26 protein-coding genes are annotated in these 22,039 nt (G+C 34.3%); 12 read left to right on the forward strand and 14 right to left on the reverse strand.

The features are described from left to right. Positions 1 to 67: 67 nt before the first annotated feature. The gene (locus tag M947_RS21025) at positions 68 to 661 is read left to right on the forward strand and encodes an MBL fold metallo-hydrolase (RefSeq protein WP_021288124.1); all 594 of its coding nucleotides are present in this window, start codon (positions 68 to 70) and stop codon (positions 659 to 661) included. A gap of 3 nt (positions 662 to 664) precedes the next feature. On the opposite strand, the gene M947_RS21030 is transcribed toward M947_RS21025, so the two are convergent. Together M947_RS21030 and cmoB are read right to left on the reverse strand one after the other, a co-directional pair. Further along, positions 665 to 1,138 (reverse strand): PaaI family thioesterase, encoded by a 474-nt coding sequence (locus tag M947_RS21030; RefSeq protein WP_021288125.1) that lies wholly within the window; start codon positions 1,136 to 1,138, stop codon positions 665 to 667. A 13-nt stretch (positions 1,139 to 1,151) separates the two neighbouring features. Next, positions 1,152 to 2,033, reverse strand: a complete 882-nt coding sequence (gene cmoB, locus M947_RS21035; RefSeq protein WP_021288126.1) for a tRNA 5-methoxyuridine(34)/uridine 5-oxyacetic acid(34) synthase CmoB — start codon at positions 2,031 to 2,033, stop codon at positions 1,152 to 1,154. A 338-nt stretch (positions 2,034 to 2,371) separates the two neighbouring features. Here cmoB and M947_RS21040 point away from each other — a divergent pair, with 338 nt between their 5' ends. Both M947_RS21040 and M947_RS21045 read left to right on the forward strand, forming a co-directional pair. Next, a complete protein-coding gene (locus tag M947_RS21040; protein WP_021288127.1) occupies positions 2,372 to 3,265 on the forward strand; it encodes a cation diffusion facilitator family transporter in 894 nt (297 codons plus the stop codon). Positions 3,266 to 3,270: 5 nt separating this feature from the next. Continuing rightward, on the forward strand, positions 3,271 to 4,002 hold the full coding sequence (locus M947_RS21045; protein ID WP_021288128.1) for a competence/damage-inducible protein A: 732 nt from the start codon (positions 3,271 to 3,273) through the stop codon (positions 4,000 to 4,002). 44 nt (positions 4,003 to 4,046) lie between these two features. On the opposite strand, the gene rny is transcribed toward M947_RS21045, so the two are convergent. Next, complete coding sequence (gene rny, locus M947_RS21050) at positions 4,047 to 5,615, reverse strand: ribonuclease Y (protein ID WP_021288129.1); 1,569 nt, start codon at positions 5,613 to 5,615, stop codon at positions 4,047 to 4,049. A 16-nt stretch (positions 5,616 to 5,631) separates the two neighbouring features. Further along, positions 5,632 to 6,192 (reverse strand): 5-formyltetrahydrofolate cyclo-ligase, encoded by a 561-nt coding sequence (locus tag M947_RS21055; protein WP_021288130.1) that lies wholly within the window; start codon positions 6,190 to 6,192, stop codon positions 5,632 to 5,634. 62 nt (positions 6,193 to 6,254) lie between these two features. Between M947_RS21055 and M947_RS21060 the strand changes: the two genes are divergently transcribed. From M947_RS21060 to fliL, 6 genes are all read left to right on the forward strand, one after another. Beyond that, complete coding sequence (locus tag M947_RS21060) at positions 6,255 to 6,827, forward strand: TlpA family protein disulfide reductase (RefSeq protein WP_021288131.1); 573 nt, start codon at positions 6,255 to 6,257, stop codon at positions 6,825 to 6,827. Between the two features lie 12 nt (positions 6,828 to 6,839). Then, positions 6,840 to 7,721 (forward strand): signal recognition particle-docking protein FtsY, encoded by an 882-nt coding sequence (gene ftsY, locus M947_RS21065; protein WP_021288132.1) that lies wholly within the window; start codon positions 6,840 to 6,842, stop codon positions 7,719 to 7,721. A 126-nt stretch (positions 7,722 to 7,847) separates the two neighbouring features. Next, positions 7,848 to 9,194, forward strand: a complete 1,347-nt coding sequence (radA, locus tag M947_RS21070) for a DNA repair protein RadA (RefSeq protein ID WP_021288133.1) — start codon at positions 7,848 to 7,850, stop codon at positions 9,192 to 9,194. Between the two features lie 71 nt (positions 9,195 to 9,265). Continuing rightward, positions 9,266 to 9,526 carry a hypothetical protein gene (locus M947_RS21075; RefSeq protein WP_021288134.1) on the forward strand — a complete coding sequence of 87 codons (261 nt, stop codon included), beginning with the start codon at positions 9,266 to 9,268 and terminating at the stop codon, positions 9,524 to 9,526. A gap of 3 nt (positions 9,527 to 9,529) precedes the next feature. Then, positions 9,530 to 10,183: a carbonic anhydrase gene (locus M947_RS21080; protein WP_021288135.1), complete on the forward strand. Its 654-nt coding sequence runs from the start codon at positions 9,530 to 9,532 to the stop codon at positions 10,181 to 10,183. A 53-nt stretch (positions 10,184 to 10,236) separates the two neighbouring features. Continuing rightward, the gene (gene fliL / locus M947_RS21085; protein ID WP_021288136.1) at positions 10,237 to 10,782 is read left to right on the forward strand and encodes a flagellar basal body-associated protein FliL; all 546 of its coding nucleotides are present in this window, start codon (positions 10,237 to 10,239) and stop codon (positions 10,780 to 10,782) included. Between the two features lie 40 nt (positions 10,783 to 10,822). On the opposite strand, the gene M947_RS21090 is transcribed toward fliL, so the two are convergent. The 9 genes from M947_RS21090 to M947_RS21125 all read right to left on the reverse strand — a co-directional run bounded on the left by M947_RS21090 (position 10,823) and on the right by M947_RS21125 (position 18,781). Further along, positions 10,823 to 12,016 carry an ArsS family sensor histidine kinase gene (locus tag M947_RS21090; protein WP_021288137.1) on the reverse strand — a complete coding sequence of 398 codons (1,194 nt, stop codon included), beginning with the start codon at positions 12,014 to 12,016 and terminating at the stop codon, positions 10,823 to 10,825. Between the two features lies 1 nt (position 12,017). After that, on the reverse strand, positions 12,018 to 12,683 hold the full coding sequence (locus tag M947_RS21095) for a response regulator transcription factor (protein WP_021288138.1): 666 nt from the start codon (positions 12,681 to 12,683) through the stop codon (positions 12,018 to 12,020). Then, positions 12,676 to 13,077 carry a Spy/CpxP family protein refolding chaperone gene (locus M947_RS21100; RefSeq protein ID WP_021288139.1) on the reverse strand — a complete coding sequence of 134 codons (402 nt, stop codon included), beginning with the start codon at positions 13,075 to 13,077 and terminating at the stop codon, positions 12,676 to 12,678. The genes M947_RS21095 and M947_RS21100 overlap by 8 nt, the downstream gene beginning before the upstream one ends. Then, positions 13,043 to 14,155: a cytochrome b/b6 domain-containing protein gene (locus M947_RS23460; RefSeq protein WP_021288140.1), complete on the reverse strand. Its 1,113-nt coding sequence runs from the start codon at positions 14,153 to 14,155 to the stop codon at positions 13,043 to 13,045. The genes M947_RS21100 and M947_RS23460 overlap by 35 nt, the downstream gene beginning before the upstream one ends. Before the next feature lie 12 nt (positions 14,156 to 14,167). Further along, positions 14,168 to 14,674 (reverse strand): diheme cytochrome c, encoded by a 507-nt coding sequence (locus M947_RS21105; RefSeq protein WP_021288141.1) that lies wholly within the window; start codon positions 14,672 to 14,674, stop codon positions 14,168 to 14,170. Positions 14,675 to 14,684: 10 nt separating this feature from the next. Then, on the reverse strand, positions 14,685 to 15,086 hold the full coding sequence (locus tag M947_RS21110; RefSeq protein ID WP_021288142.1) for a DUF1924 domain-containing protein: 402 nt from the start codon (positions 15,084 to 15,086) through the stop codon (positions 14,685 to 14,687). 162 nt (positions 15,087 to 15,248) lie between these two features. Further along, positions 15,249 to 15,560: an EF-hand domain-containing protein gene (locus tag M947_RS21115; RefSeq protein ID WP_021288143.1), complete on the reverse strand. Its 312-nt coding sequence runs from the start codon at positions 15,558 to 15,560 to the stop codon at positions 15,249 to 15,251. Between the two features lie 106 nt (positions 15,561 to 15,666). After that, positions 15,667 to 16,809 (reverse strand): methyl-accepting chemotaxis protein, encoded by a 1,143-nt coding sequence (locus tag M947_RS21120; protein ID WP_021288144.1) that lies wholly within the window; start codon positions 16,807 to 16,809, stop codon positions 15,667 to 15,669. Positions 16,810 to 16,909: 100 nt separating this feature from the next. Further along, complete coding sequence (locus M947_RS21125) at positions 16,910 to 18,781, reverse strand: sensor domain-containing diguanylate cyclase (RefSeq protein ID WP_021288145.1); 1,872 nt, start codon at positions 18,779 to 18,781, stop codon at positions 16,910 to 16,912. A 147-nt stretch (positions 18,782 to 18,928) separates the two neighbouring features. On the opposite strand from M947_RS21125, the gene acpS reads away from it, so the two are divergent. Then, complete coding sequence (gene acpS / locus M947_RS21130; protein WP_021288146.1) at positions 18,929 to 19,303, forward strand: holo-ACP synthase; 375 nt, start codon at positions 18,929 to 18,931, stop codon at positions 19,301 to 19,303. On the opposite strand, the gene thiS is transcribed toward acpS, so the two are convergent. Then, complete coding sequence (gene thiS, locus M947_RS21135; RefSeq protein ID WP_021288147.1) at positions 19,271 to 19,471, reverse strand: sulfur carrier protein ThiS; 201 nt, start codon at positions 19,469 to 19,471, stop codon at positions 19,271 to 19,273. The genes acpS and thiS overlap by 33 nt on opposite strands. Positions 19,472 to 19,694: 223 nt before the next feature. On the opposite strand from thiS, the gene M947_RS21140 reads away from it, so the two are divergent. After that, a complete protein-coding gene (locus tag M947_RS21140; protein ID WP_021288148.1) occupies positions 19,695 to 20,441 on the forward strand; it encodes a response regulator transcription factor in 747 nt (248 codons plus the stop codon). A 168-nt stretch (positions 20,442 to 20,609) separates the two neighbouring features. Then, a complete protein-coding gene (gene gdhA, locus M947_RS21145) occupies positions 20,610 to 21,962 on the forward strand; it encodes an NADP-specific glutamate dehydrogenase (RefSeq protein ID WP_021288149.1) in 1,353 nt (450 codons plus the stop codon). Positions 21,963 to 22,039 lie beyond the last annotated feature (77 nt).

Consider the following 22,039-nt stretch of genomic DNA (forward strand, 5'->3'; position numbering starts at 1 on the left):
CACTATTGAAAATTTAGTTCTATTTTTTTATATTATTTTGTTACAATCCAAACAAAAAAGAGAAACTATGAAGATAAATGTTCAAGCTATGGGTGACTACCAAACCAACTGCTATATAGTAAGCGTTGATGGTAAAGATTTTATCATTGATCCAGGAGTTGGAGCCACGTCTTGGGTAGAGCAAAATGTTAAAAATCCAGTAGCCATTCTTAACACTCATGGTCATTTTGATCATGTTTGGTCAAATGATGAGTTACAAAAGAGACTAAACATCCCACTCTATACGCCAAGAGATGATGTAAAGATGCTTAAAGATAGCTCGTGGATGCCGGCACTACCTCCATCTACTCCGGATATAGAAGTTAAGCCAGATGAAGAGTTCGATTTTGATGGTATCAAAGTGAAGTTTCACCACTTTCCTGGACACAGTGAGGGAAGCTCTATGATAGAGATAGAAGATGCCATGTTTAGCGGAGATTTTATTTTTGAGAGATCAATAGGAAGAACTGACTTTCCATACTCATCTCCCAAAGATATGAAAGCTTCACTACAAAAGTTTAAAAAGTTTGATTTTGACAAGACCCTGTATCCTGGTCATGGAGGAACTACCACCATAAAACAAGAGCAAGCTTACGCAGACTACTGGATACAAAATCTCTAAGGCTTAAGATTCCTCTGCATCGAGAAGTTTGAGTTTTAAGACATGTTTTTCAGTTATTACTGTTCTAAACTCTCCATGAAATATCTTTATATCTAAAACATGGGCCTCAACATAAACATTTCTTTTTCTTCCCTCTTTATGTCTAACTCTAGCTACAAAGTTTACTTCATCTCCAAACTTTACAGGTGAGAGAAAATGGCTCTCACTCCCAACTAAGACAACATTTTTTTCATTTACTGCCGCCATCGCCGCAAAATCAGCTGCTCCAAAGATAAAACCACCATGAATAAGTCCTTGCTCATCTGCAACCATCTCAGTGCTTGTAGTTAGGCGGAGTTCTACATAGCCTTGTTCTATCCTCATGATTTCTCCGCACAAATCACGATTTATATTCTCATGCGTGTTTAATACAACTGAGTTTTGCTCATCTTCTCTATAGTCATCAAGTTCTAGATCCTTATCATTTTCTTCATTCATAAATACCCTTATCTTATTTTATCAGTCGTACATATACTCTTGCAGGTGCGTCGTAACCCTCTACAGTTTTAGTATTATCCTCTGGATCTAAAAAGTCTTGCAATGACTGCCCTTCTATCCACGAAGTTTTTCTCTGCTCACTTGCGTCTGTTTGCATAGTCTCCAAAACCTCAAAGCTACTAAACCCAGCTCTGTGGCACCAGTTTTTTAAAGCTGGTATTGTTGGAACAAAGTAGATATTTGGTATCTTTGAATAAGATGATTTTGGACAAAGTGCCATCTCTTCATCACCTTTGATATAAAAGGTATCAAGAATAACCTCACCCTCCTTATCAAGCCCACGATAAAGAGACTTAAGCATTGCTATTGGATCACTTCTATGGTACAAAACACCCAAACAAAAGATGGTATCAAACTTCTCTTCGTAAACTGGCAGATGCTCAACTCCCAAGAGTTCATAAACAATATCACTCTTTACAAAATGATTTATAAAATCAAACTGCGTCTTATAAAGAGGTGATGGATCAAAGCCTACTAGAGTCTTTGGATTGTCCTCTTGCATGCGAAACAGATAATATCCATTGTTACATCCTATATCGGCAACTCTCTTATTTTTTAAATCAAAATGTTTTCTAAGCAGGTTATACTTGATATTACTCTTCCACTCAGCATCTATAAATGTGTCACAAACATCAAAAGGCCCTTTTCTCCAAGGCATCAAAAGCTTTGCAACACTATATACATCACAAGGTTCATTTGAACTTATCTTTATAGCTTCTCCTAATGTAATCTCAAAGCTACCATCAGGCAGAGTACCCAAAGCATCACGAAGTGGTTTGATATTTTTCCATGTCATCCATTTTTGTCTCTCTTTTCTTATCTCATCTAGGTTCATATCAATCTTTATATCAGTAATTTTTGTTACAATTGTACCAAAAATTATAATGAACAATAGTGTAATACAAAATCGCATGACAAAATAAAGTGAAGGAAACCCTTTGCTAATTCCAATGCTCCGCGTTGGAACTCATGTATATTTTTAGGTGTTATATATAGACTCCCACGCAGAGCGTGGGAGCCAGAGGAAATAACAAGAGGCACAAGTGCCGAGGGCTTCCTGCCGAAGGAAGTGCCCTTGGGGTATTAGCGTAGTTAGCGGGATTACTCCCGATACCGTGACAAAATAAAGTGAAGGGTTTCCTTCATTTTACAAAGTAAAATTAAGGAATATTAATGCGTTTAGAGAAAAAAGCTACTGTGGTTTCAACAACAGTTGCAGCTATTTTAGTTTTAATGAAAACGACAGTTGGAATTTTGAGTGGTTCTATTGCTGTTTTAGCATCCGCTATTGATAGTTTTTTAGACCTCATTGTTTCTATGTTTAATTACTTTGCACTCAATACTGCTGAGAAAAATCCTGATGATAAGTTTAATTATGGAAAAAGCAAGTTAGAACCTCTCGCTGCTGTGGTTGAGGGAACTATTATATCTTTTTCGGCTATTTTTATACTCTATGAAGCCCTTGTAAAGATTGCTCATCCTAGAGAGATGTCATTTATGCAAAGCAGTATCTGGGTTATGGCAGCTTCACTTATCATAACTCTTGGGCTTGTTTTATTTTTAAACTTTGTTGCTAAAAAAACAAATAATATGGTTATAAAAGCTGATGCACTTCATTATAAAACAGATCTTCTCTCAAACGGTGCAATTCTTTTAGCCTTAGCTCTTATTGCATATACTGGTGAGCAGTTGATTGATCCTATTTTAGGAGTTCTTATTGCTCTATATATGATCTACTCTGCTATTCCCATCATTAAAGATGGTATTTTAATGCTCTTAGACGTGGCACTCCCAGAAGAAGATATACAGAGGATTCAAGATGTCTTAGAATCAGAAGAGCTAAACGATTATCACTACTTAAAAACTAGAATCTCTGGCTCACATATCTTTATCTCAGTTCATGCAGTTTTTAATGTAAGTGTTTCTTTATATGATGCTCACCTAGTAGCCGATAGAGTCGAAGCAAAGATAAAAGCTCTTTTTGATGACAATAAGATTGTACACACACTCATACATATGGATCCATATGATGATTCAGAGATAAATGATACAGAAGAAGGATACTAAAAAGTATGAATTTTTATACACTTATTATTGGAACTGAGATACTTAACGCTAGAAGAGAGGATAAACACTTTAAATTTGTCCGTGATGAATTAAAAAAATATGGACATGAACTCTTTGCAACTTTCATTGTAAGAGATGAGTTAAAACTACTTCAAAACTGTTTTGAGCTTATAAAATCAGATAAAGAGTCTGTGATGTTTTCGTTTGGTGGTATTGGTTGCACGCCTGATGATCTTACAAGAGAGATAGCGGCTGATATCTTTACCTCAAAGCCTGTAGTAAGACACAAAGAGTTTGAAAAAGATATCTTAGATAGGTTTGGCGAAAGAGCTTACCCACATAGAGTCCATATGGCAGATTTGCCAGAGAATTCTAAACTACTTTTTAACCCTGTAAATAATATGTCAGGGTTTTCTTTAGAGGATAGATTTTTCTTCACTCCAGGTTTTCCCGAGATGGCACACCCTATGATAAGCGATGTTATCTCAAAATTTTTCTCTAAAAGTGCTCTAAAGTATAGACTAACACTTCTTGCAAAAACGAGCGAAGAGACTCTTATATCTCAAATGAGTCTCATACCAGCACATATAGAGCTATCGTCACTCCCTATATTTATAGATAAAAAACCAAATGTTGAGTTATCTTTGAGTGGTTATGATGAGAATGAGGTTAGAGAGTACTTTACTATGTTTGAAGAGGAGCTAAAAAAACATAATATAGAGTATAGACTACTATAAATTCACGGTAGTTCAAGTTAAACAACCTACTAGAAGTTTTAGCTCTACTTAGCATACTCTACAGCACGACTCTCTCTGATAACATTTACCTTTATTTCTCCGGGATATTGTACCTTCTCTTCTATCTCTTTTGCAATCTCTTTTGAGATAAGCACAGACTCATCATCATTGACTAAGGTAGCATTTACAATGACTCTTACTTCACGACCTGCATTTATTGCATATGCTTGTCTAACTCCAGAAAATCCTGATGCTATCTCCTCTATAAGAGTAACTCTTTTTAGAAAACTCTCTAAAACTTCTCGTCTAGCTCCTGGTCTTGCAGCTGAGAGTGCATCTGCTGCACAAACTGCCGCACACTCTATAGAGTTCATATCTTCATATCCATGATGGGCATAAATAGCATTTATAACCACACTATGTTCATTGTAGCGGTTACAAACTTCAACACCTAAGTCAACATGATTTCCATCACACTCATGGGTTAAAGATTTTCCAATATCATGAAGCAAGCCTGCTCTTTTTGCAAGTCTTGCATCTCCGCCCATCTCTGATGTCATAATCCCAGCCAAGTGTGCCACTTCTATAGTATGTGCTAGTGCATTTTGTCCATAACTAGCTCTATATCTTAGCTTTCCGATCAGTTTAATCAGTTCAGGGTGCATAGCTCCTACATCCATATCAGAGATAAGCTCTTCACCTTCACTTAGTATTTTGTCTTCAAACTCTTCTGAGACTTTTTCAAAAATCTCTTCTATTCTAGCTGGCTGAATCCTTCCATCTTCTATAAGAAGTTGTAGTGTTTTTGTTGCTATTGCTCTGCGGTATAGGTTAAAACTACTAACTAAAATAGCATTTGGTGTATCATCTATAATAATATCAACACCAAGAAGCATCTCCAACGCTTTTATATTTCTGCCCTCTTTTCCTATGATGCGACCTTTTAGTTCATCATCTTCTAAGTGAACAAGATTAGTGAGCCTCTCTGATGCAAACTCACCTGCAAACCTACTTGTAGCTTGAGCTAAAATATAATTTGCTTTTTTCTTAGCCTCAACTTTTGCTTCATTTTCATAGCGTCTAACTATATGCGCAACATCGGCACGACTCTTCTCTTCTATACTCTCTAGTAAAACCTTTTTAGCTTCATTTTGAGTCATTCCTGCACTATTTTCTATAGCATGAAGTGCTTCATCAATCTTCTCTTCATACCGCTTCTTTAGTGCCTCTAGTGACTTTTCATTTCTATCTAAGTCTATCTTTTTGGCCTCTAAAACTCTTACCTCATCACGAAGTCTTTTCTCTTCATTTTGTTTATATCTCTTAAAACTCTGTTCTTTTTTTATAACATCATCTTCTCGTTGAGCCAAGTGAGCTTTTGCTCGCTCTTTTGCACTATCAAACTCTTTTTTAGCTTCAAACTCAATCTCTTTAGCTCTTAAGTTTGACTTATGTAGAAGGTGCTGCGCTTCATTTTCTATAGCACCAGCTTTTGCTTTTGCTTTATCAACAAAAATATCAAAGTTTGCATGAGTAATTTTCTTAGAGATAAAAAAACCAAAAAGACCACTTATAGTGGCAACGGAGCCACCTATTAGTATCTCATTAAACATTTTTTTTCCTGTTCTTTTAGCCCCTAGTTCTCCGTCTTTTTATAATTTTTGGCGTTAATAGTAAATCACATGCAATGTCATATTCATCACATATAAACTCTTTTGTAAAACAAATGTCTGGTTGCACAAAGATAGTATATGGTTTCTTTTTTAACTTTTCAAAAAAACGATCATACATCCCTTTTCCAAAACCTATTCTTTGTAAGTTACCATCAACCCCAACCGCAGGTACTATGGCTATATCAATTTTATTTATATTTCTTAGTGTATTTCCCGCTTCGTAAATACCAAAATTCTTTCTCTTTAGCGGTAATCTAAATGGTACTACTTTAAAACTTTTATCTTGCATAAATGGCACATAAACATCACAAACTTTACGAACTCTTAAGAGTGTTTTTCTTATATCTGCTTCAAATTCAAGTGGATAGTAAAACAAAATTGACTTCGGTTTTAGTCTCTTTATCTCTTTTAATAGTCGTTTATTTATTATTGCATCCCTATAGTATCTATTTGACCTTGGGGCATTCTTCATCTTTTTGATACAATTTTGTCTAAAAGTTGATTTTGTAAGACACATATAAAATCTTTCGGTTATAATTTCGTATATTTTACAATAATAATTCAACAAAGGCACTATAAATGTTTAAAAAAACTATCACCTCACTTCTTTTAACATCAGCACTCTTTTTCGTTGCATGTAGCGATGATAAAACTAAAAGCGATGAAATAGCTAAAGATGCAAACAGTCTAATTTCAAAAAATGAGTTTGTTTTAACTGCACTTGACAACAAACAGTATGTTGTAAAAAAGGAGGGTTCTGACTTTATTCTAAAGGGTGCAGAGGGCAAAGTTGTTCTTTTTGATATTTTTGCTACTTGGTGTCCACCATGTCGTGGAGCTGCGACTCATCTAACCTCACTTCAAGAAAAGTATAAAGATGACCTTATTGTTATTGGCATCTCTATAGAAGAGGCAATAGAAAACTCTAAGCTACTAGACTTTAGAAATGAATACAACGCAAACTATACTCTTGTAAACTCTGATCAAAATCGCCGCTTAGCTGACACTATAGTAAATGAACTAAAGCTTGGAGATAGATACCCAATCCCTGTGATGGCACTATATAAAGATGGTAAATATATAAATCATTTCATAGGCTCAATAGAAGAAGAACTTATAGAGAGCGATATCAAACTTGCTATAAATAAGTAAGGATTTAAAAAGATGTTTGGCTTTATCAAGAACTCTCTATCTAAGACTGCTGATGCCATAAAAAGCGTAGTACCAAAGAAAAAATTAACTTTTTCAAAAGATGAGATAGAAGATATTTTGCTTGAAGCTGATGTTGAGTACGAGCTAATAGAGAAAATTCTAAATGAAACCTATCAAGAGAAAATAACAAGAGATATACTCCGCTCAAAACTCCTAGCAACCCTTGCATACACAAGTTACAAAGAGCCAGAATTTACGGCTCCTTTTGTTGAACTTATAGTTGGAGTAAATGGTGCAGGAAAAACAACAACCATCTCAAAGCTAGCCCTTAAATACAAAAACGAAGGCAAAAAAGTTATCCTCGGTGCTGGTGATACTTTTCGTGCAGCTGCGATTGAACAACTAACTCTTTGGGCAAAAAAGATAGGTGTTTCTATAGTTGCATCTGCTCAAGGGCATGATTCTTCGGCAGTAGCCTACGACACTATAGACTCTGCAAAGTCCAAAAATTTTGACAATGTTATCATCGATACAGCGGGGAGACTTCACACTCAAACAAACCTGGCAAATGAGCTTAAAAAGATAAAAAGAATCTGCGATAAAGCTCACCCTTCTTCGCCGCATAGAACCATCTTAGTGCTTGATGGAACGCAAGGAAACTCCGCTATTTCACAAGCAAAAGCGTTTAATGAGATGATAGGCGTAGATGGCATCATCATCACAAAGCTAGATGGAACAGCAAAAGGTGGCTCTGTTTTCTCCATAGCTTATGCACTAGAACTTCCTATTTTGTTTGTTGGAACTGGTGAGAAGAGTGAAGATTTCATTCCATTTGACAAGTATGAGTTTGTAGATACTCTTTTAGATGCTATTTTTGTAGAAGAAACTGCATAGTTTCTTCTTTTATATGACATTTTGCCATATTTTTAACTTCTTTTTTTATTCTTAACTATCATACTTTATCATTATAAAATAAAAGAGACACAAGTGTCGTGACAAAGTAAAATTAAGGCAATAAATATGGCTAAAAAAAAGATTCTCTTTGAGTGTCAACATTGTGGACTAACAACTCCAAAGTGGATGGGAAAATGCACTAACTGTGCTGCGTGGGACTCTTTTGTTGAACTTAATGAGCATCAACAAGAGGTTGTAAAGAAAACAAAAACTAGCTCAAATCAAGCTTCAAAAGCTATAAGTATAAACGACATCATAGAAGATGAAGTCTATAGATATAGCTCTTTAGATATTGAGCTTGATGGTGTTTTAGGTGGCGGAATAGTTCCAGGCTCACTTACTCTCATCGGAGGAAGTCCGGGAGTTGGTAAGTCTACCCTACTTCTAAAGATAGCCTCAAATATTGCGTCTTGTTCTAAAAATGTTCTCTATGTAACAGGAGAAGAGTCAGCCTCGCAAATAAAACTGCGTGCAAATCGTTTAAAATCAAATGAAAACACCCTTTATCTTCTTAGTGAGATTAGATTAGAGCAGATTTTGCTTGAACTCGAACATAGAGCTTATGAGTTTCTTATCATCGACTCCATCCAAACCATCTACTCTGAAAATATCACTTCGGCACCCGGTTCAGTAACACAAGTAAGGCAAATTACTTTTGAACTTATGAGAGTAGCAAAAGAGAAGGATATTGCGATTTTCATCATTGGCCACATCACAAAGGAGGGCTCAATTGCAGGTCCTAGGGTATTAGAGCATATGGTCGATACTGTGCTTTATTTTGAAGGTGATTCATCTCAAGAGCTACGCATCCTAAGAGGTTTTAAAAACCGCTTTGGACCAACAAGTGAGATAGGTGTTTTTGAGATGAGAGGTGATGGCTTAGTATCAGCTACTGATGTGGCATCTAGGTTTTTTAACCGAAATTCCCAGCAAGCGGGCTCAGCTTTGACTGTAGTTATGGAAGGCTCACGCCCTATCATACTTGAAGTCCAAGCCCTTGTCTCTGAATCACATACTCCAAACTCAAAAAGACAAGCCACAGGATTTGATACTAACAGATTAAATATGCTCTTAGCACTTCTAGAGAGAAAGCTAGAGATCCCACTCTCTGGTTATGATGTTTTTATAAATATAACTGGAGGTATAAAGATAAGTGAGACTAGTGCAGATTTAGCAGTCTTAGCTGCCATCATCAGTAGTTTCAAAAATCGTGCGATATCAAAAGAGACTGTGTTTATTGGAGAGGTCTCACTAGTGGGAGATGTAAGGGATGTTTATGGTCTTGATGTAAGATTAAAAGAGGCTAAAATGCAAAATATCACAAAAGCATTAGTAGCAAAAAAACCTCTTGAGAAGAGTAGCCTCAAAGTTTTTATAGTAGATGAAGTAACAAAACTTATAGAATGGTATTGATTTTTAGCTTGTTGATAGATTTTTAAAACTATATTGACTATAATTTCAAGACATATATATAAAGGATATCGATGATAGATGCTGAATTCAGAAGCGAAGAGAGATTTTCTAGGCTATCATTGGCTTATAAGGGCAATGAAGAGAAAGAGCAGGTAAACTACTGTGTTGCAAATATAATTAAAAAACATAAAAAACAACCTGAAACTTACACTACAAGTATCTCTGGAGGGAGAGAAGTTTTAGTAATAGAATACCATGATGATAATAATCGTGAAGCTGGGAGTATCTTTGAAGAGATAATAAAAGCTTTAGAGATTACAAAGTGTATTTGATAGATGAACTTAGAAGAGCATGCCCATGGCAACGAACTTTTCAAGGAATATTTTAAAGAAAACAAAGAGTCACTACTAAAATTAGTTACAAGCGGACAGAGCCCAAAAGCTCTTTTTATTGGCTGTTCTGACTCTAGAGTAATCCCAGACTTGATGATTCAATCAGATCCTGGAGACTTGTTTGTTATCAGAAATGTAGGAAACTTTGTTCCTCCATACAAGCCTGATGAAGATTATCACGCCACCGCCTCTGGCATTGAGTATGCGGTTGGCGTTTTAAATGTTAAAAAGATTATTATCTGTGGGCACACTCATTGTGGAGCCATCAGCAGTCTGTATAAAGAGATAAATGATCCATCTCTGATCCATACGAAAAAATGGCTTGAACTTGGAAAGAGTGCCAAAATGAATGCGATACTAAGCCTTGGCACTAATGCCGACAAAAAACAGCTTTATAGACTTACAGAAAAACTCTCCGTTATGAAACAGTTAGAAAATCTTTTAACATATCCATTAGTAAAAAAAGCTTTTGAAGCATCAGAACTCTCTATTCATGGGTGGCTTTATGATATAGAAACTGGAGAAATAAAATACTACAATGCAGAAGCATATGAGTTTTTACCTCTAAAAGATTTAAACAATAGTAATGATAATTAATAATTATTTTTGATATTGCGATATACTAGCAAAATAACTTTTAAGGGAAGAGTATGGCAGAAGAAGAAAACACTCAAGATCAAGTTACAGAAAAAAAATCTAGTAATATGTTGATAATAGTTATCATTGTTGTCTTGGTACTGATTATTATCGTTGGTGCTATAGTAGCCTTTATGCTTATTGGTGATGATAACGCACCTCTAAACGATAAGGTAGCACCGCAAGCTAGTGAAAAAAGAGCACCACAAACTAGACAAACTTCGAATAATTACAGTGACTCAAGAAAATTAGATGATATAGGTATTTTATACCCACTAGACACATTTACAGTAAACTTAAAGAGCGACTCAGGCCGCAGATACCTCAAAGTTACGATGTCACTAGAGTTAGAAGGCAAAGAGCTAAGCATAGAGTTGGACAACAAATCTCCAGTTATAAGAGATAGAGTCATTAGAATACTAACATCAAAGTCATTAGAAGAGATCTCTTCTAAAAAGGGCAAGCAAAAAATAAGTGACCAAATTATGGATACACTAAATGCAATGATTTCAGATGGTCGCATTAAAGGTATCTACTTTACTGAGTTTGTAGTTCAGTAAGCAAGCTTTGTTAAAGCTCTGTATTAGGGGCTTATTGTCGTTAGGAAAAGTCTAAGCAAAAAATGTTTTCTTCATTTTTATGAAAATAGCTCAAGGAAAAGTTGTGCTTATTTATGATTTTGCTGACAATACTAAGACCAAGTCCAAAGCCATCTCTTTGTGAGAGCTCTTGTGTAAACGGTTCTAGGTAATACTCAAACTCTTTTGAGAGTTTTTTGCCTCTGTTGATAACATATAATTTCTGCTTTGAAGCTCTTATGGTAATTGGCAATTCGGTGGCATATTTTAGTGCATTATCTAGTAAGTTTTTAATTGCAATTGAGAGATAGTGCAAATCGGCATCTATTTTAAAATCCTCTTCAATTAGGAGTGTGATGTTTGACTCCTTCTCTATATATAACTTGCTGAGTGCTTCTGTTATAAGTGTCTCAGCACTAAAAGTTGAGATATTTAGCTCTGTAGAGTTTAGCTTCTCTAACTCTATTAGCTCACTTGTTAAAACCTCCAAATCTGAGAATATCTTTTCTAACAACTCTTTTTGCTCACTATCTTCTATCTTTTGGATGAGAAATTTTCCTTTTGCTATTGGAGTTCTTAGCTCATGCCCTATATCTCGCAGTAGCTCCTCCCTGCTTTTTATTAACCCCTCTAGAGATGCTGCCATTGTATTAAAAGCTTTTGAGAGTGTTCCCATCTCATCATTTGAGACTATATCTATCCTGCTGTTAAAATTTCCGCTTGAGAAATTCTCAATCTTTTTTGTGATTTTTTTAAGTGGAGAGAGAAGTTTAAGTAGATACAAAAATATTAGGAACAAAACAATTATGTCTAAAAAAATAAGAGCATTTAGCTTTAGTTTGTCATTTATATTCTCCTCATCCGGAGTCTTGAGCGTATAGTTTTCATCAAGAAAGTTTATCTCTATAATAAACTCATCTTCAAAAGAGGCCTTTTTTATAGAGATAAAACCAAAAGTGTGTTTTTCATAGTAGAGAAGCTCTCTGTTTTTTTTATCTTGAGCATCAACTCTTTTTAAATCATATTTGTTTATCAGACTCTCGACTCTGTCTTTATTGTCAATGTTTTGAAATATCTCGTTTGAAATTTTTAGATATTTATCTTTTATAAGGTCATCTATTCGTTTGGAGTTTATGGTGTCAATCCAAAACCCTATAATGCTCATAAGAGTAAAGCTTATTAAAAAGAGTATCGATATTTTTTTAATTATTGACATATTAGCTCATAAACTTATAGCCAATGCCCCAGACGGACTTGATATATTTTGGCTCTTTGGGGTCGTCGCCTATCTTGTTTCTTATGTTACTTATGTGGGTATCGATTGTTCTGTTTTTTGTGTTTTCATCTAGCGAGGTTGCATTTAAAATCTGCTCTCTTGAGGATATTTTATTTCTGTTTTCTACTAAAAATATAAATATTTCAAACTCAATTTTTGTAAACTCGATTGAGTAGTTATCTAAAAGAACCTCTCTGTTTGCCTTATCAATAGTAAACTCTCCTATTGTCATTTTGGACTCTAGAGACTTTTTTAGTATATGCTCTATCCTTAAAACTAGCTCTCTTGGCTCATAAGGCTTTGCCAAATAGTCATCAGCACCCAAATCAAAACCATGTATCTTGTTTCCAATATCTCCTCTTGCAGAAGAGATGATAACCGGAATATCAGAGATGCTTTTAATACGCTTTAAAACATCAAAGCCGTCAATATAGGGAAGCATTAAATCTAAAATAACAATAGCGTAAGAGCTGCTCTTCTTAAGCTCCTCTATTGCATCAAGCGGGTGTGCAAAGGCATTGCAGGTAAAGTTGTACTTCTTTAAGTACTCCGCTATCAAACTTTGCATCTGCAGGTCATCTTCTATAAGCAAAACTCTTCTATTCAACTCTCCACTCCCACAAATAGTATGAAAATTTTTTCCGCTGTGAGGCTGATAATATAGAGTGAATCTCTTCTAGAGTGTCAATCTCTAACTCAAGAGCCTCTTGGTGTATATCTTGTGCAATGTTTTCATACTTCTCTTTGTCAAACTTCTTTTCTCTTATAAGCTCTTGAAGCTCTTTTTCTCTTTTGGCTTTTTTCTTATAAAATTTTTCATACTCTTTTCTATAATCTATCAATATCTCTTTTATCTCTTTATATTGATCTTTGCTGAGGTTTAGATAGTCTAGATTTTTATAGATATGGTTTTTATTTTGTTTATGTTCATAATCATCTGCCAAAAGTGAAAAGGAGAGAAACAGACTACATAAAAGCACGAATATTTTTAATTTTATCATCTTCAATCAATCCTTTTTCTATATCACTATGACATGCTTTGCAGTTTGCTCTGCTTTTTACATCAGCATGTGCAAAAACTTCTTTTGAAATATCTTTATGCCTAGTTTTGAAGAAATCTGTGTGGGTTATTGCTATTATATCTTTATTTTTTATCGAATTCAAAATCTTAACACTTACCTCTTGCGTTGAGGTCTCAGCACTATTTTTTAGTAAAAAATCTAAAATGTTTTTGTTATCTTCTTCATCCAAGGAAGCATCATCTTCAAAATGGTTCTCTAAATCACTCATTAAAGCTATCCATGACCTTTTTGGCAGCGTATGCGGTGGATAGAGTGTGTGGCATGAGGCACACTCTTTAACAAAAAGCTCATTTTGTTTTTTATAATCCACGCCCTTGTGACTTGAAACAATCAGTGGGTTGGAAGGGGTTATGAGGTTAAAGAGCAAAAAAGCAATAAATATAGCCAGAAATAGCGCAGCTAAAAGTTTTTGAAAAATAGTTAGCTTAATACTCTCATCCTCTTTTGTCACCTTGTAACCGCTAAATATAGAGTTTAGCGTCTCATGTTTTGCATGAAGGACTCTATCGCTTAAGATACCCAGCAGATGCAGAACTATCAGGGCAATTAAAATGCTAGATAAAAACTCATGTATATCTTCAAAGAGTTCCATCTCTTTAAAAAAGCCGCTATTTAACGATGAGAGCAACCCTTTTCCCTCTTGAATACCAAATGTTAATATACCTGTAATTATAGTAAGAAAAACAACTATAAATATACCAATCATCACATAAGATGCAATAGGATTGTGTCCTACATACTTCTGTTTAGAGCTAAAAATATTTGATATAAACTCTTTTATATCTCTAAGAGCCATTGGAAAATCTTTAAATCTAGAGTTTTTCGGACCAAGATAGCCCCAAAAAAATCTAAAAACCAAAAGAGTTAAAATTCCATAACCGATAATCGCATGATAATTTAGTAGCTTATCATCATCCGTTAAAAAAGCAAGTAAAATTAGCACTACAAAGAGCCAGTGAAAGACTCTAGTAGGAAGTGACCATATATAAGACTTCATTGTAGTATCTCCTTAATCTTCCCATCTTCCATAATTTGGAATCATGATATCTCTCTCGCTATATATACCTTTTTGCACTGTGGTATGACATGCGGTGCAGTTAAATATCCCTTTTACCTCTTCTTGTGTTATAAGATTCTCTCTTATATCTTTGTGCTTTTCAATCATATATGGGGTCTTTGATATAGAGTCCGGAATTTCTCCCTCTCTTAGGCTATTTACAACTCTAGAACTTCTTTTATAATTCATAAACTTCTCAGCACTGTTTTTATTTAAATACTTACTAATATAATCAAAATCCTCTTTTGCCAAAGAGGCATCAGAGCCGAAGTGATTTTCGAGATTTGACATCATCTTCTGCCAAGAGTTTGATGGAAGAAGACCGGGTTGATATGCAAAGTGGCACGAGCCGCACTCTTTTACATATAGCTTGTCCGTTGCCACAGCAACACCTTTTTTATCGTAACTTGCTGCTAAAACTACACTCGCTAGTGCTGCTAATAAAATTAATGGCTTCATCTTTGACTCCTTATTTGTTGATGATGTATGTTACTACATCGCCTTTTTCTTGGATTGTTCCCTCACGGTTATAGACATCATTGAAGTTTCTTCTTAACCATTTCTCGATAGTTTTGACTTCACTAAACCTTTTTGGGTTTGCTTTAGGAGAGAGCGGTTCAATCTCTTTTGCAGTAAAGTAATTCTTACTAGCTTTGCTTAAATCGTCTCCATGACAAGATACACATGAGACCTCTTTGCCTTTTTTCCCGATATGTTTTGAGGTAAAAATCTCCTCGCCTCTTTTTAAATCAAATCCACTAAAACTTGGATTTTCAATTTTTGCCTCTTTTGCAAGAGTGTTTAAATACTCATCCACAACCGAAGCAGAAGAGATATTTAAAAAGAGAAACAGAGTAAGTATGAGTTTCATTTTTTCTTCCTTTATTTGTATATGTTAGAAGTATAAAATGATTGTGTTAATTATTTATGTTAGTTTTCTTGACAACTTCTTAACAGTAGTAAGAAGTCATAGCAGGGAGTAGTTATTGTGTTTTATAGTAGATTGGCATGCAAAAAGAGCATGCCAAAATTATTATCTCCTTCTTCTAGTTTGATGATCTTCAAACTCTTTTTTACTGACTACGCCATCTTCGTTTGAGTCAATTCTTGAAAATTCATAGTGGCTTTTTACACTCCTTTGCATTCTGCCTTCTTCTTGGCGTTCTTTTGCCCTTATTTTTCTTGCCTCTTTCATCTCACTCTCTGTAAGTGTGCCATCATTGTTTAAATCAAAGCTCTCAAAAGTGGGCATGTCACGCCCCGAGTTTTGAGCCATTACAGGTGTAACTAACAACAAACTTAGCGCAACAAGAGATAATCTTATGTGTTTACTAAATATTTGCATAACGAAACTCCTTTTTTTGGTATTGCAATATTGTAGCACATAGATAGTTAAATGTTATTCTAAACTATATAAAATCTTCTATCTGCTTTACAGCAGTTTATATTTTTTAAATCTTAAACTCATTTAATTTTTCTCTTAAACCAACACCCCAACTGTGAAGAGTATTTGCGATTTTTCTTACTTCTTCTATTTGTTGAGAGTTCTCATTAAAAATAACTTCAATCTGCTTCGATGAGTCCATAACCTCTTTTGTCTCCTCTTTTACTTCTAAAGACTTTTTAGCTATATTATTTGACAGCTTTATATTTTTACCAGAAACTGTGATGAGTTTCTTTATAACTTCATTTGCTGAACTAGATACATTTTGTAACTCGTAAATCTCTTTCGCATTGTCATTCATTTGAGTACTTATTATTTGAATAGAATCAACAACGGCAGTTATAATTATATTGATTTCACCTAGACTTGTTTGAGTTTTTTCAGCCAATAGTCTTACTTCATCTGCAACTACTGCAAATCCTCTTCCATGCTCTCCTGCTCTTGCTGCTTCAATCGCAGCATTTAGTGCTAAAAGGTTAGTTTGATCGGCTATATCATCGATAACAGATAGAACATCTTTTGTTTTTTGTGCATCTTGGCTAAGACGATTTAACTCTTCGGCTAAAGAAGTCTCTTTTTCTACACTGCTTTGTATCTTCTGCCCAAGAGAGACTATATTTGTTTGTGTGTCTCCTAAATAATTATCAATTTGCTGCATCTCTTCTTTACTTAGTTGTGCATTTTCGTTGATATCTTCAAAAATCAAGTTCATATTATCTGCATTTTTTGCACTTGCTTCTATTATTTTTCTCTCTTTTTGTGTTTGTGCATTTAAAAAAGAGACAATATCTTGAAGTTTTGAAGAAATCTCATCATGTGTTTTTGATTGCTCTTGAAATCCTAAGATTGCAGTTTTAATTTTATTTTTAAAAAATATAACTGCATTTAACATAGTTGAAGATTCAGAATTAAAACGAGTATCTATCTCGATTTCTTTTGAGAGATCCATAGATTCTAGAGAGTTATTTATTTTACGACTTAGATCAACACCCCATTTTTTTTCATCAAAGTCATGAATGATTAAAATAATTGCTACTAAGTACTGAACAGTGGCTCCAATGAAGTTTTCAGTAAAAAAGAATGCGTTAATGGGTAAAAGAATAAACGCACTAATATGGATAGAGCGCATTCTAAAAAAGAGTGATTTCATAATATTTTCCTACTTAATTTTTAATTAGGACAATTTTAGTATGATTTAAAAAAGATAGCCTTGATTCCTATCAACTTCAAATACTTCCTTGTAAGATTATCTATGAAATGCTATATATGACAGCTCTGTTTCTTCCTCCATTTTTAGCTTCATATAGTGCTATATCTGCTTTTTTAACAAGACTTTGAGCGTCATCATCATCTGTTAATTGTGCTATTCCTAAACTTATAGTTTTGTAACCAACTTTGTTAAAGTGGTAGCTTGAGACTTCTTCTTTTAACTTTTGAGATAAGATAAGGGCCTCATCTTGTGTTGTATGTGGGCAGATTATCAAAAACTCCTCTCCTCCAAATCTCCCAAAGATATCAGACTTTCTAACAAGGTTTGAGATCATCTTAGTCACTTCAAATAAAACTACATCTCCAACCTGGTGTCCATGAATATCATTTACCTTTTTAAAATGATCTATATCTACGATGATTAATGACAAGTTATGTTTATGTCTTTTTGCAATCTCTACCTCATAGTCCAAAAATTCATCAAGTTTTCTTCTGTTTAAGATGCCTGTGAGTTTATCTATAGAAGAAAGCACTTCTAACTCTTTTTTAAGCGTGATATCTTGGCTAATCGACAAAAAAGACTCTATCTCGCCTTGCTCATCTTTAACTGCTACTATGTGTTGCTCCAGCCAAAAATCACTCCCATCTTTCTTTTTGTTTTTAATCTCCCCATCCCAAGCTTTATCGTTTAACAGGTTTTGCCAAAGCTCCGTGTAGAGTGATAAAGGAGTATCACTATGGCGGATAATACTCATAGGTTTTCCTATAAGCTCTTCCTTTGAGTAACCGCTAGAGACTTCAAAAGCACTACTAACTTCGGCTATAGTACTATCTTTTTTGACTCTTGCACTAACCACATACTTATCTAAAATAGATGCAAATCTTTTTAACTCTCTGTTTGCTACAAAGAGGGCCGTTTGCAACTCTGATGGTTTTTTTGAAGCAAAAAAAGCCATCAAAACACTCGCTAAGATACTTAAGATAATAATGTCGATGGTAGAGAGTATTCTGTCACTTAAAAACTGTTCTTGATACTCCTCTTTTGGTCTCATTATTAAAATCGCTTCATCTTCATTTTTGATAACATCATTTAGTTTATATACATAGTTATTTTCAAATGATTCTTGTCTTGAGAGTATATTTGAAGCATTTTTAGGAAAGTCTTTTGTGATGGCTCTTTGTATCCCTGTGTATTTGTTAAAAGAGTATCTTTGATTTGGATGGATTATATAGTTTCCATATTTATCAACTATATAATGCTCAAATGTAGAAGACTTGCTGATGGAATCAAGTAGGTTTTTTGTAAGCAGATTTACCATCAGCATTCCCTGAAATCTTTGAAATTCATCAAAAAGCGGTAGAGCTATTCTTATAGTTGGCTTGTATGGTAGTTCTACTTTTCCATGCTCCACATTTAAGTCAAACTTAGAGTGCCAAACTTTTTCATCTTTCATAGAAGAGACAACTTGAAAGTAGTCTCTACTAGCTTTGTTTTGAAGTTTATCTCTAGGTATTAGCGAGGCTTCATCATATCGGTTTTGCTTGTTTATTCTGATAATTTCCATTCCGCTTTTGTTTATAAATCTTAACTGCATAATATCTCTATTCATATTTGCAATGGTTAAAAATAGATCTTCAACTTTTAAAAGTTTATCTCTATCTTTATGCTTTACAAACTCTATAAGTGCAGTACTCTTAGAGAGGCTCTTTATGATACTATCAAAGTTATCAACTTCTTCTTTTAAGATAAGAAACTTTTTTATAACCATAATCTCATCTGCTTTAGTATCTAACTCATCTTTAAAACTATTTAGTTGAATATTATATGAGATTACTCCACTAAAGATAGAGATCAAAGTTCCAAATATAATGAAATATATTGTAAAAAGTTTTTTAAAATTTTTTTGAGACATTTTAATTCAATCTCCAATTGTAAGCTTGCTATTTATAACATACTGATAGAAAAGAACATATTAATATTGGTATTATTATGTGTTTTAAAGGTGATTTAGGCAACTCCAATATGCTATAATCGCAAATAATTTATATTGGGGTTTAAAATGATTGGAATTGATCTTATACAGATTTCTAGGATGCAAAGACTTATGGAGAAGTTCGGACAAAAGGCACTAGAGAGATTTTTATCCCCCCCTGAGATAGAACTTGCTTTAAACTACAAAACTGCCGCTGGTTTTTGGGCTGCAAAAGAGGCTCTCTCAAAAGCTCTTGGAGTAGGTATTGGTAAAGATTGTGCATTTAAAGATATTACTATCTCAAAGACACAAAAAGGCGCACCAAAATTAGAGTTATCTCAAAGACTCATCGATGCATTCCATATAACAGACACCTCTCTTTCTATAACTCATGATGGCGACTACGCTATTGCAGTTGTAGCGATAGAATCAGCCTCCACCCACAAAATCCAAAAGTTCTAGCTTATCTAAATCCTTTATAACGCAACTATCCCACTCATTTTGTTTTACTATCTGTGTATTTAGAGCCGCTGCCATAACTTTATCCTCTAAAGAGAGTTCTTTTAGTATTTCTAAGAGAGTCATATCACTCTTAAACTCTTTTTTATTTCCATTTATTATTATCTTCATCTCTTACTCTTTTTCAAATATTTATAGACCACATCATGCGACTAAATTTTACCATCATTCTTTCTACGAAACTAAGCGTAACTCTCAATCTTACAATAACAATTTGTAACATAATAGTTTCCATTGTTTTTTAATTGTTAGAATTGTAGCGTTATTTATTGAAATTACACTCAATTAAAGATATACTAATATCTTCTAAACTAACTTTAAACTGGATATTGAAATGTTAAATTCCAAAGAGATACTAAAATATACTAAAAATCTATCTATATTATTTGCAGAAGACCATGATGACTTAAGGCAAAGTACAACTGAAATACTTAAAAGTTTTTTTAAAAGAGTAGATAGTGTAAGCGATGGAAAAAGTGCTTTATTAAAATATAAAGAGTACCAAGAGGAGACTTCTAGTTACTACGATATAGTCCTAAGCGATATTCAGATGCCAAACATAAATGGCGTTGAGCTAACTTCTAAACTCTATGAGATAAATCCTTCTCAACTCCTTATCATATTATCAGCACATGACGATACAAAATATCTTCTTCCACTCATAAACTTAGGTATCGAACAGTTTGTAAAAAAACCCATTGACTATCAAGAGCTACTAAGAGCTTTACTAAACAGTTCAAAAAAGGCCAACCAAACTCCAACGAGCAGTCAAGCAGTTTCTCCAAATATTCAACTAAGCACTGATGTTGTTTTTGACAGAGTAAACAGCTCTCTTATAGAAAATGGCAAGACGATTTACTTAACAAAGTATGAGATTATTTTTATGCAACTACTAAGCAGTAAAATTGGTAAAATATACTCAAATGAAGATATAGCAAAAAAATACGAAGAATTACAAGAGAGCTTAGATATCCAAAATATTAGAAAATTAGTTTCAAAACTTAGAAAAAAATTACCTGCAAACTCATTAGAGAGCATATATGGAGTTGGATATAGAATCATATCTTTAACACAAGAGTAGTAACTTCACTACTCTCTTTTAGAAGACAATTATTTAACACATATAAAAATAAACCTCTACTTAAATAATAATAAATTTTCAAAATATCGCCCATAACGCACTACCTTTACATGTTCTTAAATATTTTTAGAGTAATATCTATACTCATTTTATTACAAAGGAATAAAAATGCCATATGTTAAAGAAGTTTTTGAATACTTAAAGAGATCAAGCCCTTATCAAAAAGAGTTTTATCAAGCAGCAGAAGAGGTACTAGAATCGCTACGACCTTTAATGCTCAAATACCCAAAATATAGAAAACACAAGATTATAGAGAGAATTGTCGAACCTGAGAGACAAATACTTTTTCGTGTTAACTGGGTTGATGATAATGGCGAGATCCAAGTAAACAAAGGCTATCGTATAGAATTTAACTCGGCACTAGGACCTTACAAAGGTGGACTAAGATTTCACCCAAGTGTAACTGCGGGAGTTATTAAGTTTTTAGGCTTCGAGCAAATTTTTAAAAATGCCTTAACTGGCCTTCAAATTGGTGGCGGTAAAGGTGGAAGTGACTTTGACCCTAAAGGCAAGTCAGACAACGAAATTATGAGATTCTGCCAAGCATTTATGAGTGAATTATTTAGACATATTGGTGCAAATACTGATGTTCCTGCTGGGGATATCGGTGTTGGTGCTAGAGAGATTGGATATATGTTTGGAATGTATAAAAAACTTGCTAACAGATATGAGGGCATCTTAACTGGAAAATCCATAAATTGGGGTGGTTCACTAGTTAGAACTGAGGCTACTGGCTATGGCGCCGTCTATTTTGCAAAGTATATGTTAGAAGCTAGAGGTGAGAGTCTTGAAGGGAAAAGATGTGTGGTCTCTGGTAGTGGAAATGTCGCTATCTATACTATAGAAAAACTTTATCATCTAGGTGCTATTCCTGTAACTTGTAGTGACTCAAACGGTATGGTTTATGACTCAGAAGGTATTGATTTAGTACTTTTAAAAGAGCTAAAGGAGGCAAGCAGACAAAGATTAACTGAGTATGTAAAACATAGACCTCACGCAAAGTACACTCCATCAGAAGAGTATCCTGAGGGTTGTAATGGTGTTTACAATATTGAGTGTTATGCAGCATTTCCAAGTGCTACGCAAAATGAGTTAAACCTAAATGATGCAAAAAACCTTCTTGAGAATGGTTGTTTTTGTGTGAGTGAGGGTGCAAATATGCCATCTACTCCTGAAGCAGTTGATCTTTTTGTAGAGTCAAAAATCTGTTATGGTCCTGGTAAAGCTGCAAATGCTGGTGGAGTCTCAACTAGTCAGTTAGAGATGGCACAAAATGCATCTATGGTAAATTGGACTTTTGAAGAAGTGGATGAAAGATTAGCTCAAATCATGAAAAATATCTATAATAGTGCAAGCCAAACCGCCGCTGAGTTTGGAGAACCTACAAACTTAGTTCTAGGTGCAAATATTGCAGGCTTTAAAAAAGTAGCTGATGCTATGATAGAGCAAGGTTTAGTTTAAAAAAATCCCCTAACTCTATAGAGGGTGTGAATAACTCGGAAGTGAGGCTTCAGTCTCCGCCTATTTTGCGGGACTCA

The organism is Sulfurimonas hongkongensis (assembly GCF_000445475.1).
GTDB lineage: Bacteria > Campylobacterota > Campylobacteria > Campylobacterales > Sulfurimonadaceae > Sulfurimonas > Sulfurimonas hongkongensis.

Coding starts and splice junctions, on each gene's coding strand:
- M947_RS21025 (WP_021288124.1), top strand. CDS start 68: ATGAAGATAAATGTTCAAGCTATGGGTGACTACCAAACCAACTGCTAT.
- M947_RS21030 (WP_021288125.1), bottom strand. CDS start 1,138: ATGAATGAAGAAAATGATAAGGATCTAGAACTTGATGACTATAGAGAA.
- cmoB (WP_021288126.1), bottom strand. CDS start 2,033: ATGAACCTAGATGAGATAAGAAAAGAGAGACAAAAATGGATGACATGG.
- M947_RS21040 (WP_021288127.1), top strand. CDS start 2,372: ATGCGTTTAGAGAAAAAAGCTACTGTGGTTTCAACAACAGTTGCAGCT.
- M947_RS21045 (WP_021288128.1), top strand. CDS start 3,271: ATGAATTTTTATACACTTATTATTGGAACTGAGATACTTAACGCTAGA.
- rny (WP_021288129.1), bottom strand. CDS start 5,615: ATGTTTAATGAGATACTAATAGGTGGCTCCGTTGCCACTATAAGTGGT.
- M947_RS21055 (WP_021288130.1), bottom strand. CDS start 6,192: ATGTGTCTTACAAAATCAACTTTTAGACAAAATTGTATCAAAAAGATG.
- M947_RS21060 (WP_021288131.1), top strand. CDS start 6,255: ATGTTTAAAAAAACTATCACCTCACTTCTTTTAACATCAGCACTCTTT.
- ftsY (WP_021288132.1), top strand. CDS start 6,840: ATGTTTGGCTTTATCAAGAACTCTCTATCTAAGACTGCTGATGCCATA.
- radA (WP_021288133.1), top strand. CDS start 7,848: ATGGCTAAAAAAAAGATTCTCTTTGAGTGTCAACATTGTGGACTAACA.
- M947_RS21075 (WP_021288134.1), top strand. CDS start 9,266: ATGATAGATGCTGAATTCAGAAGCGAAGAGAGATTTTCTAGGCTATCA.
- M947_RS21080 (WP_021288135.1), top strand. CDS start 9,530: ATGAACTTAGAAGAGCATGCCCATGGCAACGAACTTTTCAAGGAATAT.
- fliL (WP_021288136.1), top strand. CDS start 10,237: ATGGCAGAAGAAGAAAACACTCAAGATCAAGTTACAGAAAAAAAATCT.
- M947_RS21090 (WP_021288137.1), bottom strand. CDS start 12,016: ATGTCAATAATTAAAAAAATATCGATACTCTTTTTAATAAGCTTTACT.
- M947_RS21100 (WP_021288139.1), bottom strand. CDS start 13,077: ATGATAAAATTAAAAATATTCGTGCTTTTATGTAGTCTGTTTCTCTCC.
- M947_RS23460 (WP_021288140.1), bottom strand. CDS start 14,155: ATGAAGTCTTATATATGGTCACTTCCTACTAGAGTCTTTCACTGGCTC.
- M947_RS21105 (WP_021288141.1), bottom strand. CDS start 14,674: ATGAAGCCATTAATTTTATTAGCAGCACTAGCGAGTGTAGTTTTAGCA.
- M947_RS21110 (WP_021288142.1), bottom strand. CDS start 15,086: ATGAAACTCATACTTACTCTGTTTCTCTTTTTAAATATCTCTTCTGCT.
- M947_RS21115 (WP_021288143.1), bottom strand. CDS start 15,560: ATGCAAATATTTAGTAAACACATAAGATTATCTCTTGTTGCGCTAAGT.
- M947_RS21120 (WP_021288144.1), bottom strand. CDS start 16,809: ATGAAATCACTCTTTTTTAGAATGCGCTCTATCCATATTAGTGCGTTT.
- M947_RS21125 (WP_021288145.1), bottom strand. CDS start 18,781: ATGTCTCAAAAAAATTTTAAAAAACTTTTTACAATATATTTCATTATA.
- acpS (WP_021288146.1), top strand. CDS start 18,929: ATGATTGGAATTGATCTTATACAGATTTCTAGGATGCAAAGACTTATG.
- thiS (WP_021288147.1), bottom strand. CDS start 19,471: ATGAAGATAATAATAAATGGAAATAAAAAAGAGTTTAAGAGTGATATG.
- M947_RS21140 (WP_021288148.1), top strand. CDS start 19,695: ATGTTAAATTCCAAAGAGATACTAAAATATACTAAAAATCTATCTATA.
- gdhA (WP_021288149.1), top strand. CDS start 20,610: ATGCCATATGTTAAAGAAGTTTTTGAATACTTAAAGAGATCAAGCCCT.